The 14336-nt window shown below is 31.9% G+C and carries 15 protein-coding genes; 9 read left to right on the top strand and 6 right to left on the bottom strand.

The features are described 5' to 3' along the window. Positions 1 to 525 precede the first annotated feature (525 nt). From FLAPXU55_RS23775 to FLAPXU55_RS23760, 4 genes are all read right to left on the bottom strand, one after another. The gene (locus tag FLAPXU55_RS23775) at positions 526 to 852 is read right to left on the bottom strand and encodes a DUF3667 domain-containing protein (RefSeq protein ID WP_180861873.1); all 327 of its coding nucleotides are present in this window, start codon (positions 850 to 852) and stop codon (positions 526 to 528) included. Positions 853 to 860: 8 nt separating this feature from the next. Then, a complete protein-coding gene (locus FLAPXU55_RS23770; RefSeq protein ID WP_180861871.1) occupies positions 861 to 1244 on the bottom strand; it encodes a DoxX family protein in 384 nt (127 codons plus the stop codon). 89 nt (positions 1245 to 1333) lie between these two features. Further along, positions 1334 to 2122: an anti-sigma factor gene (locus FLAPXU55_RS23765; protein WP_180861869.1), complete on the bottom strand. Its 789-nt coding sequence runs from the start codon at positions 2120 to 2122 to the stop codon at positions 1334 to 1336. After that, complete coding sequence (locus FLAPXU55_RS23760) at positions 2122 to 2652, bottom strand: RNA polymerase sigma factor (RefSeq protein ID WP_053473258.1); 531 nt, start codon at positions 2650 to 2652, stop codon at positions 2122 to 2124. Before FLAPXU55_RS23760 ends, FLAPXU55_RS23765 begins: the two co-directional genes overlap by 1 nt. 273 nt (positions 2653 to 2925) lie before the next feature. Here FLAPXU55_RS23760 and FLAPXU55_RS24220 point away from each other — a divergent pair, with 273 nt between their 5' ends. Both FLAPXU55_RS24220 and FLAPXU55_RS23755 read left to right on the top strand, forming a co-directional pair. Continuing rightward, complete coding sequence (locus tag FLAPXU55_RS24220; protein ID WP_262891006.1) at positions 2926 to 3054, top strand: hypothetical protein; 129 nt, start codon at positions 2926 to 2928, stop codon at positions 3052 to 3054. A gap of 332 nt (positions 3055 to 3386) precedes the next feature. After that, on the top strand, positions 3387 to 3974 hold the full coding sequence (locus tag FLAPXU55_RS23755) for a glutathione peroxidase (RefSeq protein ID WP_180861867.1): 588 nt from the start codon (positions 3387 to 3389) through the stop codon (positions 3972 to 3974). Between the two features lie 364 nt (positions 3975 to 4338). Here FLAPXU55_RS23755 and FLAPXU55_RS23750 read toward each other — a convergent pair whose 3' ends face one another. Further along, on the bottom strand, positions 4339 to 4836 hold the full coding sequence (locus FLAPXU55_RS23750; RefSeq protein WP_180861865.1) for a GNAT family N-acetyltransferase: 498 nt from the start codon (positions 4834 to 4836) through the stop codon (positions 4339 to 4341). Between the two features lie 70 nt (positions 4837 to 4906). After that, entirely contained in the window at positions 4907 to 6082 is a 1176-nt protein-coding gene (locus FLAPXU55_RS23745; RefSeq protein ID WP_180861863.1) for a thioredoxin family protein, read from the bottom strand. 175 nt (positions 6083 to 6257) lie between these two features. On the opposite strand from FLAPXU55_RS23745, the gene menD reads away from it, so the two are divergent. The 7 genes from menD to FLAPXU55_RS23710 all read left to right on the top strand — a co-directional run bounded on the left by menD (position 6258) and on the right by FLAPXU55_RS23710 (position 14293). Continuing rightward, the gene (gene menD / locus FLAPXU55_RS23740; protein ID WP_180861861.1) at positions 6258 to 7922 is read left to right on the top strand and encodes a 2-succinyl-5-enolpyruvyl-6-hydroxy-3-cyclohexene-1-carboxylic-acid synthase; all 1665 of its coding nucleotides are present in this window, start codon (positions 6258 to 6260) and stop codon (positions 7920 to 7922) included. Between the two features lie 92 nt (positions 7923 to 8014). Then, positions 8015 to 8356 (top strand): DUF2853 family protein, encoded by a 342-nt coding sequence (locus FLAPXU55_RS23735; protein ID WP_180861859.1) that lies wholly within the window; start codon positions 8015 to 8017, stop codon positions 8354 to 8356. Between the two features lie 138 nt (positions 8357 to 8494). Beyond that, positions 8495 to 9349: a CvfB family protein gene (locus FLAPXU55_RS23730; RefSeq protein WP_180861924.1), complete on the top strand. Its 855-nt coding sequence runs from the start codon at positions 8495 to 8497 to the stop codon at positions 9347 to 9349. A 793-nt stretch (positions 9350 to 10142) separates the two neighbouring features. Next, a complete protein-coding gene (locus FLAPXU55_RS23725) occupies positions 10143 to 10976 on the top strand; it encodes a 1,4-dihydroxy-2-naphthoyl-CoA synthase (protein WP_053473251.1) in 834 nt (277 codons plus the stop codon). A gap of 166 nt (positions 10977 to 11142) precedes the next feature. After that, on the top strand, positions 11143 to 12105 hold the full coding sequence (menA, locus tag FLAPXU55_RS23720; protein WP_053473250.1) for a 1,4-dihydroxy-2-naphthoate octaprenyltransferase: 963 nt from the start codon (positions 11143 to 11145) through the stop codon (positions 12103 to 12105). A gap of 28 nt (positions 12106 to 12133) precedes the next feature. Then, positions 12134 to 12811, top strand: a complete 678-nt coding sequence (locus FLAPXU55_RS23715) for a metal-dependent hydrolase (protein ID WP_053473249.1) — start codon at positions 12134 to 12136, stop codon at positions 12809 to 12811. A 279-nt stretch (positions 12812 to 13090) separates the two neighbouring features. Next, positions 13091 to 14293 (top strand): tetratricopeptide repeat protein, encoded by a 1203-nt coding sequence (locus FLAPXU55_RS23710; RefSeq protein ID WP_180861856.1) that lies wholly within the window; start codon positions 13091 to 13093, stop codon positions 14291 to 14293. Positions 14294 to 14336: the final 43 nt, after the last annotated feature.

Here is a 14336-nt window from a genome sequence, read left to right as displayed (position 1 = left end):
CAAAATCAAACGTTCCTACGGAACGTAAACCCTTTGTAACAATATAATTTTTCTACCAATGAAATGTTCTTACAGAACAAGGAAAAATATAAAATAAAAAGAGGCTGTTCCAACTTTTGAGACAGCCCCTTTTTGGGATCAAAACCTTGTTTTATCATTCCATAGGAATGTTTCGTAGGTAGAAAAAAATAAAGATCAGTAATATATTTACGTTCCGTAGGAACGTTTGATAGGGCAGATTATTAAAAAACAATGTCAAAATCAAACGTTCCTACGGAACGTAAACCCTTTGTAACAATATAATTTTTCTACCAATGAAATGTTCTTACAGAACAAGGAAAAATATAAAATAAAAAAGATGCTGTCTCAACTTTTGAGACAGCCCCTTTTATTGGATCAAAACTTTGTTTTATCATTCCATAGGAATGTTTCGTAGATAGAAAAAAGTAAAGATAAGCCACATTTTACGTTCCGTAGGAACGTTTGATAGGGCAGATTATTTAAAAAAATATCAAATCAAACTATTCACTTAACATCACTGGTATACGGATATAAATTGATATGAAAATAATGATACATAAAACCGTAAAGCGTTGCCAACACAACAACAAGCGAAAGCGGTTTAAAATGCCTGACACGTTTTCCTTCAATAAATTCCCGAATAGAATGTCCCGGTCTGGAAAATAACTGTTTTAAGGAATATAAAATTCCCTTTTCAAAATGCAATAATCCGTGTTGAATATCGTGCCACAAAAAATGCGCATTTATTTTATGGGTTTCAGCACTTTGCCCGCAATTATTGCAGTAATGACCTGTATAAATCTGATGACAGTTTTTGCAAGTTATTTCCATATGATTCATTATTTAGAATTTAACTTAAACCCGTTTGGATACATTATTGCCAATAAAACGCAAATCAATAAAAAATTATATTCTACACCATTTCTTCCGCCGCCTACAACAAACCAGCCTTCCTGAAAATGAACCAGAACAATTCCCATAATCAAAATAAAAATCGTTACAAATCCTGCTGGTTTTACATATTTATTTAGGAGTAAAAGTATAGCGGCAACAATATGAGACAATTTAATAGACCAGGCCAGAAAAATACCAAAAGGAGCAAAGCCAATCTGATTTAAATATAAATTTCCAAAATCATTAATTCCATTATTAAAAATTCCGAAAACCGAATGCGACAGCAGAATTATTGCAGTGGCAATTCTTAAAAGTAAAGTTCCGTTCATGGTTTAGAATAGTTTTGTTTTTGGTTAAATAAAAAAGCACATATTAAAAGTAATTAATATGTGCTTTAAATTTATAAATATTTTAGGTTTTAAACTTTTCCTAAAGTATATAGTTGTTCCATTGTAGGCGTTAGGCTTCCGCCGGCAGGCTCTAAAGTAATTCCAAATGCTTCTGCCGAATCTGTCTGGCTTACAGCAAAGATTTTTTGTGAATTTCCTTCAAAATTATCCAGTAAACCAATACTTGTAGGCGTTAATACCGGACTTAATTTTAATGACCAAACCTGATAAACCATTCCTTTTGGCGGAGTTGGTAAACCCGCAGCATCAATATAAGTCGTTTTTGTCTGCTGGTTCCAGTACACTTTTGCAAAAGATGTTGGAGAAACTGCCTGACCGCCAAGCGTTACACCAGTATTTTTAATATCTCTAACGATCGTTAAGTTTTTCTCCGTTTGTTTATTCTGCTGATCTAAAAAAGCATAATTTCTTTCGATTTTATTTTTCTCATTTCCAACTTTAGAAATTGTTTCTTTTGATTTAGTTAATTCTAAAGTTTGGTATCCAAAACCTAACAATAATAAAACTGCTGCTGCCCAGCCCACATACTGTGTCCAGTTTGATGCAGGTTTTAAATCGACAACTTTACCATGTTTAAGTTCTAAACGAGCTTTAATTTTTTCGAAATTCTCAACAGAGTGGAAAGGGGAGAAGCTTGATGAAAGTGCCACAATAGCTCTTTCTATCGCAATTATTTCGTCGTCTACTTCCTTGTTGTTTTTTGCCAGTTCGGCAATTTCCAGATTTTCCTTTTCGGTTAATAAACCGTAAACATAAAGTTCTAGAGTTCCTGATTCAATATATTCTTGTGCTTCCATTATATTTTTAAATAATTTCTTAAATCGTTAATACAGTTTCTGTTTTGAGTTTTGATAGTTCCCAGTGGCAGTGCCAATTCTTCTGAAGCTTCTTGCTGGGTATATCCTTTGAAAAATAATAAATCAATAATTTCTATACATTTTGGTTTCAGTTTCTTTACGAACTCCTGAATTCCAATTGTATCAATTCTATTAATTAATTTATTACTGTCATCTAACAGATTTACGAAATTATCCGAGGAAAGGTTTTTTTGGCTGTTATTAAAATTTTTGGATCTCAGCTTGTCAATCGACGTATTCCTAGCTATATTAAGGATCCAGGTGTAAAATCGGCCTTTACTTTCGTTATAAGAATCGATGTTTTTCCAGATTTTTACAAAAACTTCCTGCAAAACGTCTTCGGCTTCTTCACGATTTTTGATTAAAACATTAATGACTGAAAATAAACTTTTTGAGTACATATCGTACAAGTGGGTAAAAGCTCTTTCGTCTTTTTTGTAAATTAAAACTAATAATTCTTCTTGACTCATAGATTTGGATTTAAAGCTTAAATATAATTTTATCGAAATTTTCTTATAACGTGAGATAAAGATAATTTATTTTTTTGTGAAAAAAATATTTTTTTTTGTAGTTAAAACCTTAGATAAATAAAGGCTTTAGATAAAATTTAGAAAAAAAGTGCAATTTTTTTTACTTTTTTTAAATCCAAAAATAAACCCTTTTCGTATATAACATTATAGATGGAAAATGAAAAAGGGAAAGATTAAGCAATTAGTAAATTTTTTTTTTAAAAGTTAAAAATTATGCGCGGGATAGAAAAATTTAAAATATTAATTGTGGGTTTAACAACCGTTTTATCGCTGATAAATTTTACCAATAAAGATTTTAAAAATGAAATCGTTCAAAATGAACTAAATAAAAATATTGAATAGTTGATGTCCTCGGACTTCCAACTGAAAATCAAAAACACTAATAGTAATCACGCATGCTAAACGAACTGAAATTTCCACTATAAACGCCATAGATAATTGAATTAGTGCGATTAAGATTAAAGATTTTCATTATAACCGGGGCATCAACTATAATTTAAAAATATAAAAGAGACAAATAATTAATTCATGGTTTGATTTGTTTGTATGGGGGGAAGCCCGGCGTCTGATTAACGCCGGGCTTCATTTTTTATTTAACTTATTATTAATAAAAATAAAAGCGGCAAAAATATTCAGCAATACAGATTTTAATTAATTTTATAAAAAATTATACAATGAAAAAAATACTATTTATAGCATGCAGTGCCTTACTTTTATTAAGTGCACCAACTCAGGCTCAAACAAGCACAACAAAATTATCTAAATCAGATAAAGCTATGGCAAAAGAAAATATTTATCAGTTTAAAGTGGAAGATTTATCAGGTAATACTTTTGATTTTGCTTCTTTAAAAGGCAAAAAAGTCCTAATTGTAAATACAGCATCAAAATGCGGATTAACTCCTCAATACAAAGACCTTGAAGCGGTTTACAAACAATACAAAGACAAAGGTTTTGTAATTGTAGGTTTCCCGGCAAACAATTTTGCATCTCAGGAACCTGGAACAAACAAAGAAATCGAAACTTTCTGCCAACAAAATTACGGTGTAACTTTCCCTATGATGGATAAAGTTTCTGTAAAAGGCGATGATATGTGCGAGGTTTATAAATTCCTGACTCAAAAATCTAAAAATGGTTTACAGGATTCTGAAGTAGAGTGGAATTTCCAAAAATACCTAATCAACGAAAAAGGAGAATTGGTAAAAGTAATTAAGCCAAAAACTTTAGTTACAGATCCAGAAGTTATCAATTGGATTAAAAGTTAATTTAGAACTTTAGATAAAAAAATCCCCAAATTTGAATTCATTTCAAATTTGGGGATTTTTTTTAAAGGTTCAAAGTGGCAAAGTTACAAAGGGACAAAGGTTTTCCTCAAAGTCTTGTCATTTCGACGAAAGGAGAAATCGCACTAGTATTTCCTCAAAGAAAATCGCCAATCTTTGTCGAGTTTCTTGTGCAATTTCTCGTTCCTCGAAATGACAAAAAAGCGAAAAGAAAAAATCCTTACTAATCCGCGCATTCGCGATAGCGAACCCGTAAAATCCGCGTACTATTTACGCCAATATCCGTATTCGATTTTTCTTCCAAGTTTTCAGAATCGAAAAAAAATCCGTAAAATCCGCGTGCAATCTACGCCAATATAAGCTGCATAAAAACCAAATCCAGCCAATGATCAAACTTATATCCAACTTCACGAATCGTCCCGATTGCTACAAATCCAAATTTTTCATGAAAAGCAATACTTCCCGCATTATCCGCATCGATAGCACCAATCATAACGTGATAACCTTGTTCTTTAGCCAAACGAATTAATTCAGTTAATAATTTAGAGCCAATTCCTTTTCCAATAACATTATCAACCACATAAACAGAATGCTCAACAGTATATTGATACCCAATTTTTTCACGAAACTGACCATAACTCCCAAAACCAACAACTTCGCCATCTAAATCTGCTACAACAATAGGAAGGTTTTTAGCTTTTTTATCTTCAAACCATTTTGTTTGTACTTCAAGAGTTTGAATATCATAACTATAATTTGCCGTGGTATGCAGAATAGAATGATTTACAATATCAAGAATTTTCCCTAAATCGTTTGTGGTTGCAGGTCTAAGAATAAGGCTCATGGTTTTAATCTTTTTAAAGTTTCACGTTACAAAAAAAGTATTAGTGAAATTCGTGTTTATTATTTTAAGTTTATTTAGAATTTAATTCAGCCAGTAAAGTATCAATATCTTTGGTGTTCCAGCCCATTTCTTTACCAATAGCTTTGGCATCTTTAGCATATTTTAATGCCTGTTTTTTGTCTTTTATTTTATTATAAAGTCGGGCAATGAGTAAATTTCCATCGTAAGAATCCGTTAATTCTAAAGAATGCTTTACCCACGAAATTGATTTTTTCAAACTTTCCGTATCATTAATATGTTTTAGATAAGTCTGTCCAATATCTTTTAAGAAACTGGCATCGTTCCAAACCAGTTTCTCAGTATCTTCCAAAGTCACTTTTTTATAAAAATCCCACTTTTCGGTACGTTCTGCCAAAGTTAAATCAAATTTAAAAACAAGAGAATCCGTTTTTTGCAATCGAATCGATTTGGCAACTTCTCTTTGTTTATAATAATTTATAGTATCCAAATTATCCACAAGCGGACGAAGTAATTCGTTTACAATACTTTCTACTTTTCGATCAACACGATTTTGCGACGCCACAGCAGCAAATTCTTTTTGATGTTTTAAAACATATTGAAATTCTCTCGAATTAATATCAGTAACACCATTGGCGATCACACGCCAATTGGTTTCGCTAACCAATTGAGCATCTGATTGTGTCTGTAGATAAATATGAGTAGGTATCGATAATTCTGTTCTGTCTTTTCCTTTTTTTAATGTATTCAAATAAGTAAAGAATTTTGTTGAATTACTAGGATCAGCCAGAAAATCTTTTTCTAAATATGGAAGCTGTAATTTAGGATTTAAAGCATAATTAGCTTCCGCCAGAAAATCTTCTTTTTTCATTTCACCTTTTAAAGCATACAAAAGAGTTTCATTGGCATCTAAAAACAAAAATGCCGGAAGTGAAGTCGTTTTAAACTTATTTTTAAGCGCTATTCCTTCTTCTTTTTCAATGTTTTTCCAAACGCAGCTGTAATTTTTGTTTAAAAAATCCATCACATTCTGATCACTGAAAACTTCTTTTTTCATTTGGTTACAATGCGGACACCAATCTGCATACAACATTACAAAAACAGGTTTACCTTGTGTTTTAGCATTTTCAAGAGCCGTTTTGTACGTTATTCCGTCAACAGTAAATTGATTTTGAGAGTTTACGGTTTGCAGCGAAACGAAAAGAAAAAGTAAATATAAATAACGCATAAAGGGTTAATTTTAATAAAGAAATTCTGTTTTACAAATATATTCCCTTTTTACAAAATCAGTCTTAATATCTTCCTAATATATAAGTTAAATAAAGCGCGAAGTTTGTAACTTTGTAATCGCAAAAGAAAATTTTAAGCAATATATTTTCTTTAAAAATTATACACCATTTAGAATGATTTACCCCAAAATAGCGCTTGCACAAAGCATTATCGAGATTTGTTCAGCAAAAGGAATTCATAATATTATAATTTCTCCAGGTTCACGAAATGCACCTTTGACGATTGGTTTCGCACAAAATCCAAATTTTAAATGTTACAGTATTGCCGATGAGCGCTGTGCCGCATTCTTTGCTTTAGGAATTGCAATGCAGACCAAAAAGCCTACGGCTGTTGTTTGTACGTCAGGATCGGCACTATTGAATTATTATCCGGCTGTAGCCGAGGCATTTTACAGTCAGATTCCGTTAATTGTAATTTCTGCAGATCGTCCGCAGAGTAAAATTGATATTGGCGACGGGCAAACCATTCGTCAGGAAAATGTCTACTTAAATCATTCTGTTTTTAATGCTAATTTAACCGAAGAGGCTTCGGTAGAAAACGACTTAAAAATCAATAAAGCCATAGAAACAGCCATTCTTCAAAAAGGTCCGGTTCATATCAATGCACCATTTGAAGAGCCATTATATGAAACGGTTTCTGAACTTTCTGTAGAGCCAAAAATTACAACTCCGGAAGAAGAAATTCCAACCAAAATTATTGATAACATTGAAGAAATTGTTTCTATTTGGAATTCGGCAAAAAGAAAACTAATTCTCATAGGCGGAATAAATGAAGTAAATTCTGTAGATAAGGAAATTCTGGAAAACTTTGCAAACGATCCATCGATTGTAGTTCTTACAGAAACGACTTCAAACATACATCATCCGAGTTTTATTAATAGTATAGATACTTTAATTACTCCATTTGACGATTCTGATTTTAAAGAATTGGAAGCCCAGGTTTTAATCACTTTTGGAGGTATGATTGTATCCAAACGTATTAAAGCTTTTTTACGAAAATATAAACCTGCACATCACTGGCATATAGATACTTTACGTGCTTATGATACATTCAATGCTTTAAGTAAACATTTTGTAATGGAACCAAATGATTTTTTTAAAGATCTGCTTCCGAAAACAGAATTTAAAGCGAGTAATTACTTTTCGAAAATCGATAAAATTTACAGTTTAAGAAATAAAAGAAAAGAAGAATATCTAAAGAAAATTCCTTTTTCAGACTTTAAAGTTTTTGAAAAAGTAATTGAATCGCTTCCTAAAAATATTCAGTTGCAAATTAGTAACAGTTCGGCAATTCGTTATGCACAGTTAATTGAAATTGATCCTTCAATTGAAGTATTTTGCAACAGAGGAACAAGCGGAATTGACGGAAGTACTTCAACTGCAGTTGGTTCAGCCGTAGGAAGCGGAAAACAAACTGTTTTTATAACAGGCGATATCAGCTTTTTATACGACAGTAACGCTTTATGGAATTCTTATATTCCTAAAAACTTCAAAATTATTATAATCAATAATGGAGGAGGGGGAATTTTCAGGATTTTACCCGGACATGAAGAAAAACCTGTTTTTAATACCTATTTTGAAACTTCACATCATTTAACCGCAGAACATTTGGCAAAAATGTACGGTTGTAATTATTATAAAGCCAGTAATTTAGCTGAACTAAATGAGAATTTAGATAAACTTTATATTGAAAATGAAGCACCGGGAATACTGGAAGTTTTTACCCCAACTGCTGAAAATGATGTAATTTTAAAACAATACTTTAAAGAGCTTGTTTAGTTTTTGTAAGTTAAATTGTGTTAAATATTTGTTTTAGCTCATAATAATATTTAGATTTGGCTGCATAATTAGTAACCAATATTAAATTTATTATGAGTAAAAGAGAAGAATTAATTCAGAAGTATGCAGCAGATTTAAAAGAGAAATGCGGAGTAACTCCAAATATGGATTTGTTGACAAAAGTAACCATTGGCTGCGGACCAGCGATATACAATGACGATGCTTCAGTTGTAGCTGGAACTCAAGAGTCAGAACTAGAAACAGTTAAAAAAAACTTTTTGGTAAAAAAACTTGGTTTACCTGATAGTCCGGAATTGTTTGGAGCAATTCATGCAGTTTTAGAAAAATACGGAAAATCTAATAAACACAAATACAGAGCTGTTGTATACTATCTATTAACAGTTCACTTTAAAAAAGAAAGTGTTTATAAATAAAAAAAGTAAAAGCGTCAAAATTGGCGCTTTTTTCTTTTTATATACCATAATCCAAAACATTTTTCATTTACGATTTCAAACTTCGTACATTTGCACCTTAGAAGCTTAGATGCTTTTCAAATTAGAATCTTAAGAAAAATGCTTGAAATAGGAAAATACAATACACTAACTATATTACGTGATACAAAAGTTGGTCTTTTTTTAGGAAATCCTGAAAAAGATCCAGACGGAATTCACGATGTTTTATTACCAAATAAATATGTTCCAAATGAATTTGAAATAGGCGAAGAACTTGTCGTTTTTGTTTATTTAGATCACGAACAACGCCCTGTAGCCACTACACTTGAACCTTATATTTTATTGAATGAGTTTGCACTTTTAAGAGTAAACTATATCAATAATGTTGGTGCTTTTATGGATTGGGGAATGGAAAAAGACATTTTGGTTCCATTTAAAGAACAAGCGCGCCCAATGGAAAAGGGAAAACGCTACCTTGTTTATCTTTTTAAAGATGAAAAAACCAATCGTTTGGTGGCTTCAAGTAAGTTGAACCAATTTTTAAATAACGATCAGCTTACAGTTGAAAAAGGAGAAGAAGTTGATTTAATAGTTTCTCACATTACAGAATTGGGAATAAATGTAATTATAAACGAACAGCATAAAGGTCTTTTGTACAAAGATGAAGTTTATGACGATTCAATAAGAACCGGAGACAGAATGCGCGGTTACATTAAAACCATTCGTCCTGATAATAAAATTGATGTTGCATTGCAAATTCAAGGTTATCAGAGTATTGAGCCAAATGCAGAGAAGATTTTAGATGAATTGAGAGCCAACCGTGGTTTTTTACGTCTAAATGACAATTCGCATCCAGAAGACATAAAAACGGTTTTAAAAATGAGTAAAAAAACTTTTAAAAAGGCTGTAGGAGCTTTATACAAAGAGAAACTCATTGAAATTAAAGAAGATGGAATTTATCTGGTAAAAGAATAAAATTTCTCTAAAATTCCAATATTTTAAATTCCAAATTCCAACTCATCAAGAATATATTGGAATTTTGAATTTTATTTTTTGGGATTTATTAAACATTATAACAAGAAAGGCTGCTCATTACAAGCAGCCTTTCCCTTTTTATTCTAGTTTTAAAAAAAATTGTAATTAAAAAAAAACAGAAATAAAATAATTCGAATTCATCTTGAAAGTAAGCACTTTACGAATTTTAGAAACTTCTTTCTTGATGGTATGTCTTTAAACAATTATTGCGTTTATCTTAAAAGCAAAAAATTAATTTCACGGCTAATCCATTTGGTTTAATAAAATAACTTATAGAAAGTTTTAGTTAGCATTTTTCCTCTTTTCGTAATCAATTTGATACTAATTACAAAACAATTCTAGCGTTTAACCTTAGGTGTTACTATCTCCTTTTTGAAATTTTGACAAACGAGTAAATCATTTGCTCATTTCTAATAGGTTTACTATTTAAAACCATTAAAAAATGAGCGACAAATTTTTTAAATTTTCTCAAAAAAATCATTTTTTAGGTTAATAAATCAGTGAAAGAAAATCAATCTTATGTCAACAAAATGTTTGTATCTTGTTGATTTCTAGGGTGTAAAATTACTCATTATTTTTTAATACTAATGTTAAAAAGTGTTATTTTTTGTACAGGGAGTCCAATTGTTAACATTGAATGAAAAAATAGCTGTTACTTAAACAAAATTGAATAGAGAAAAATGTAAAAAATGGTTTATTTTTACACTATAATTTTTAAATAAAACAAACAGAAATGGATTGGATTACAGCCAGAGAATTTGAAGATATAACCTATAAAAAATGTAATGGAGTTGCCAGAATTGCTTTTAACAGGCCAAATGTTAGAAATGCCTTCAGACCTAAAACAACTTCAGAATTATACCAGGCTTTTTATGACGCGCAAGAAGACACTTCAATTGGAGTAGTTTTGCTTTCTGCAGAAGGGCCATCGACAAAAGACGGCGTTTACTCGTTTTGCAGCGGAGGCGATCAAAATGCGCGTGGACATCAGGGATATGTTGGAGAAGACGGTCAGCATCGTTTAAATATTCTTGAAGTACAGCGTTTAATTCGTTTTATGCCAAAAGTAGTTATTGCAGTTGTTCCAGGCTGGGCTGTAGGCGGCGGACACAGTTTACACGTAGTTTGCGATATGACGCTGGCAAGTAAGGAACACGCGATTTTTAAGCAGACAGATGCTGATGTTACCAGCTTTGACGGTGGTTACGGATCTGCTTATTTAGCTAAAATGGTTGGGCAGAAAAAAGCGCGTGAAATTTTCTTTTTAGGAAGAAATTATTCAGCTCAGGAAGCTTTTGAAATGGGAATGGTAAATGCTGTAATTCCTCATGATGAATTAGAAGCTACTGCATACGAATGGGCACAGGAAATCCTTCAAAAATCTCCAACTTCTATCAAAATGCTAAAATTCGCCATGAACTTAACCGACGACGGAATGGTTGGACAACAGGTTTTTGCTGGAGAAGCAACACGTTTAGCCTATATGACAGAAGAAGCTAAAGAAGGAAGAAATGCCTTTTTAGAAAAAAGAAAACCAAACTTTGGAGAAAATAAATGGTTACCATAAATAATTTTAGATTTTAGATTGCAGATTTTAGATTTTTTGAATCTGAAAATGGCATCTAAACTCTAGATTAAAAAACAATATTATTTAGATTACAGATTTTAGATTTTTTAAATTATAAAGAATCCAACAATCTAAAATCTAAACTCTAAAAATCTAAAATAAAAATATGAAACACTGGATTGAAGCCGCTAGACTGCGCACATTGCCTTTATCAGTTTCCGGAATTATAGTTGGAAGTATTTACGCACTTTCAAACCCAACAGAAACGATTAATACGCCAACAGAAGTTTTTAGTTGGAAAATTTTTGGTTTCGCACTTTTAACAACACTTGGTCTTCAGGTACTTTCTAATTTTGCAAATGATTATGGAGACGGAGTAAAAGGTACAGATAATGCAGATCGCGTTGGTCCGCAGCGCGCCATTCAAAGTGGGGCAATTACGCCGCAAGCCATGAAAAAAGCTATAATAATTACTTCTTTGCTGACTTTATTATCAGCAATTATTTTGATTTATTTTGCTTTTGGTCAGGATAATTTTGGTTATTCTATCTTTTTCTTATTATTAGGAATCGCAGCAATTGTTTCGGCAATTCGTTATACAGTAGGAAATTCAGCTTATGGATATAGAGGATTTGGCGATTTATTTGTTTTCATTTTCTTCGGATTAGTAAGCACATTAGGCGTTAACTTTTTGTATTCAAAAGAAGTAGATCCGCTTTTAATCCTTCCTGCAGTTGCAATAGGATTATTGAGCGTTGGGGTTTTAAATCTTAACAATATGCGCGACGAAGAATCAGACAGAAAATCGGGTAAAAACACAATTGTAGTGCAAATTGGCGGTGCAAAAGCTAAAATTTATCACTTTTCAATAATCATTACAGCGATGCTTTTGGTTGTTATTTTTGCGATTTTAAGCGATTATAATTTCGACCAATATTTGTTTTTACTGGCTTACATTCCTTTAACTAAACATTTAATTACTGTTTATAAAAATCAAAATCCTAAGCTTTTAGATCCGGAATTAAAAAAAGTAGCATTAAGCACATTTTTACTTTCTATATTATTGACAATTTGTATGATTTCATTGATTTCAGATATTATTGTTAACCTTTTCCTTGGAGGAAGATAATTCAAGTTCAACTTTAAACTTAAAAAAAATGAAAATTACATTTTACGGACACGCATCTTTAGGGATCGAAGTAGGAGGAAAACACATTCTTGTTGACCCATTTATTTCAGGAAATCCACAGGCTGCAGCCATCGACATAAATACATTAAAAGCCGATTATATCTTATTAACTCACGCACACAGTGATCACGTTTTAGATGTAGATACAATTGCTAAAAATACCAATGCAGTAATTGTTTCAAATGCTGAAATTACTAGTTACTACGCAAAAAAAGGTTTTAACGCACACCCAATGAATCACGGCGGAAGCTGGAAATTTGATTTTGGAAGAGTAAAATATGTAAACGCAATTCACTCCAGTTCTTTCCCTGATGGAACTTACGGAGGAAATCCCGGCGGATTTGTAATCGAAGGCGAGCACAAAAACATCTACATTGCCGGAGATACAGCCCTTACATTTGATATGAAATTGATTCCGCTGCGTACAAAATTAGATTTAGCCATTCTTCCAATTGGAAACAATTTTACAATGGATGTTGAAGATGCTATAATCGCGTCTGACTTTGTAGAATGTGACAAAATTCTAGGCTATCACTTTGATACTTTTGGTTATATCGAAATCAACCACGAAGAATCAATCCGCAAATTCTTTGATAAAGGAAAAGATTTGATGCTTTTAAATATCGGAGAATCTATAGAACTATAATGTCATCCTGAGCGTAGTCGAAGGAAGGAGCTAATTCCCGCTATCCGCTATATCTTTTATGGTCTCGTGAAAAAACGAGACCATAAAAGGATATCGCTCCTATCGGGGCTAGGACATTCGGTTTCAAAAAAATATTTTGGCATAATATATGTCAAATAATAAAGCATTGAATCACTTTAATCTGTGCAATCTGTGGCAAATAAAAAATTAGTGAAAATTTGTGGAATTGCTTCGCCTATTCGCTATTGCTCGGGTCGTGGCAAAAGATTTAAACCAAATATGAATTTTGAAAGAATATTTTTAATCCTTTTAATAACTTCTACCTACAGCGCTTTTGCTCAAAAAGACGGTTATTGGGACAAAGAACGTGCAACAACAAAAGAAATCCTGGTTTCTGCAGGTGACAGAATTGTAATAAAAACAGAAGATTTACCCGTAGGAACAACTGAAATTGTATACAGAATTACACTTCTGGACAAAAATCAGCAAATGGCCAATAGTTTGGTTTCGCTGTTAAAAGCAATTCCAGATCCATACGGAATAGTACAAGGTTCTGCCGGAGCTGTTTTTTTAATGTCTAAAATTTCAGGAGACGATCAATGTACGTATTCCTTGTTTACCTCAAATGAAACAGCTAAAAAATACGTTTCCGATGGAAAAATAGATTCAGCTTGTTTTTCTCAGTCAGAACCTGTTAGCAAAGACGCAAAGAGAATTTCATTAGACAAAAATTCCTGTTTAAAAGAAAATACAAAAACAATTTGGTTTGGTTTTGAAAGCAAAAATTGGTTTTTGACCCAGAAAATAGTTTTAGAAGTTGTGCCTTGGGTTGATGTAAAGTTAAACCGCGGCTGGAATCAGGACAATAAAAATGAGATTATTAGTTTGTGCAAAACATCAACAATGGCACAGAAAATGGCCAATTCTGATGATTTTTGTGTTTGTATTCTGGATAAAATCATGAAAGAATATCGTTATGCTGAATTTCAAAAATTACTGGCTGTAGAAAAAACAAAAGTTTACAAAGACTTTGGAAATGCCTGCTATAAAGACGCTGACATTTCTAAAAACGTTTATAACGATTTAAGAAATCAGATTGCGACTTTAATAAAACAGCAAAAATACAACGAAGCCATCCAAAAATTAAATATAATCATCAACGACGGAAAAGCTACGGCATTAGATTACAGTTCAATTGGTTATTGCTATATCCTGACAAAACAATATGCAAAAGCATTAAAGTTTTTGCAGGAAGGCGAAAAATTAGATGATACAGAGTTATTAGTAAAACTAAATTTAGCACACGTATATTTAGTGAGTAATAATTACGGTGACGCAAAAACAATCTATAAAAAATATCAAGATCAAAACGTTACAGACAGCCTAAGCTGGAAAGAAAAAACAAAATCTGATTTTGCCCTTTTCGAAAAAGCAGGTTTACCCTCAAAAGACTTCGAAAAAATCCTAAAATTATTTAACTAAGTTACTAAGTTGCTGAGATACTAAGATTCTAAGTTTTTTAGTT

This window comes from Flavobacterium panici, assembly GCF_903819335.1.
GTDB lineage: Bacteria > Bacteroidota > Bacteroidia > Flavobacteriales > Flavobacteriaceae > Flavobacterium > Flavobacterium panici.
This window is presented reverse-complemented; position numbering and strand designations above follow the sequence as displayed.

Excerpts from the sequence above, each read along its gene's own strand:
- FLAPXU55_RS23770 (WP_180861871.1), bottom strand. The coding sequence starts at position 1,244 with ATGAACGGAACTTTACTTTTAAGAATTGCCACTGCAATAATTCTGCTG.
- FLAPXU55_RS23710 (WP_180861856.1), top strand. The coding sequence starts at position 13,091 with ATGAATTTTGAAAGAATATTTTTAATCCTTTTAATAACTTCTACCTAC.
- FLAPXU55_RS23730 (WP_180861924.1), top strand. The coding sequence starts at position 8,495 with ATGCTTGAAATAGGAAAATACAATACACTAACTATATTACGTGATACA.
- FLAPXU55_RS23750 (WP_180861865.1), bottom strand. The coding sequence starts at position 4,836 with ATGAGCCTTATTCTTAGACCTGCAACCACAAACGATTTAGGGAAAATT.
- FLAPXU55_RS23775 (WP_180861873.1), bottom strand. The coding sequence starts at position 852 with ATGGAAATAACTTGCAAAAACTGTCATCAGATTTATACAGGTCATTAC.
- FLAPXU55_RS23725 (WP_053473251.1), top strand. The coding sequence starts at position 10,143 with ATGGATTGGATTACAGCCAGAGAATTTGAAGATATAACCTATAAAAAA.
- FLAPXU55_RS24220 (WP_262891006.1), top strand. The coding sequence starts at position 2,926 with ATGCGCGGGATAGAAAAATTTAAAATATTAATTGTGGGTTTAACAACC.
- menA (WP_053473250.1), top strand. The coding sequence starts at position 11,143 with ATGAAACACTGGATTGAAGCCGCTAGACTGCGCACATTGCCTTTATCA.
- menD (WP_180861861.1), top strand. The coding sequence starts at position 6,258 with ATGATTTACCCCAAAATAGCGCTTGCACAAAGCATTATCGAGATTTGT.
- FLAPXU55_RS23745 (WP_180861863.1), bottom strand. The coding sequence starts at position 6,082 with ATGCGTTATTTATATTTACTTTTTCTTTTCGTTTCGCTGCAAACCGTA.
- FLAPXU55_RS23760 (WP_053473258.1), bottom strand. The coding sequence starts at position 2,652 with ATGAGTCAAGAAGAATTATTAGTTTTAATTTACAAAAAAGACGAAAGA.
- FLAPXU55_RS23735 (WP_180861859.1), top strand. The coding sequence starts at position 8,015 with ATGAGTAAAAGAGAAGAATTAATTCAGAAGTATGCAGCAGATTTAAAA.
- FLAPXU55_RS23765 (WP_180861869.1), bottom strand. The coding sequence starts at position 2,122 with ATGGAAGCACAAGAATATATTGAATCAGGAACTCTAGAACTTTATGTT.
- FLAPXU55_RS23715 (WP_053473249.1), top strand. The coding sequence starts at position 12,134 with ATGAAAATTACATTTTACGGACACGCATCTTTAGGGATCGAAGTAGGA.
- FLAPXU55_RS23755 (WP_180861867.1), top strand. The coding sequence starts at position 3,387 with ATGAAAAAAATACTATTTATAGCATGCAGTGCCTTACTTTTATTAAGT.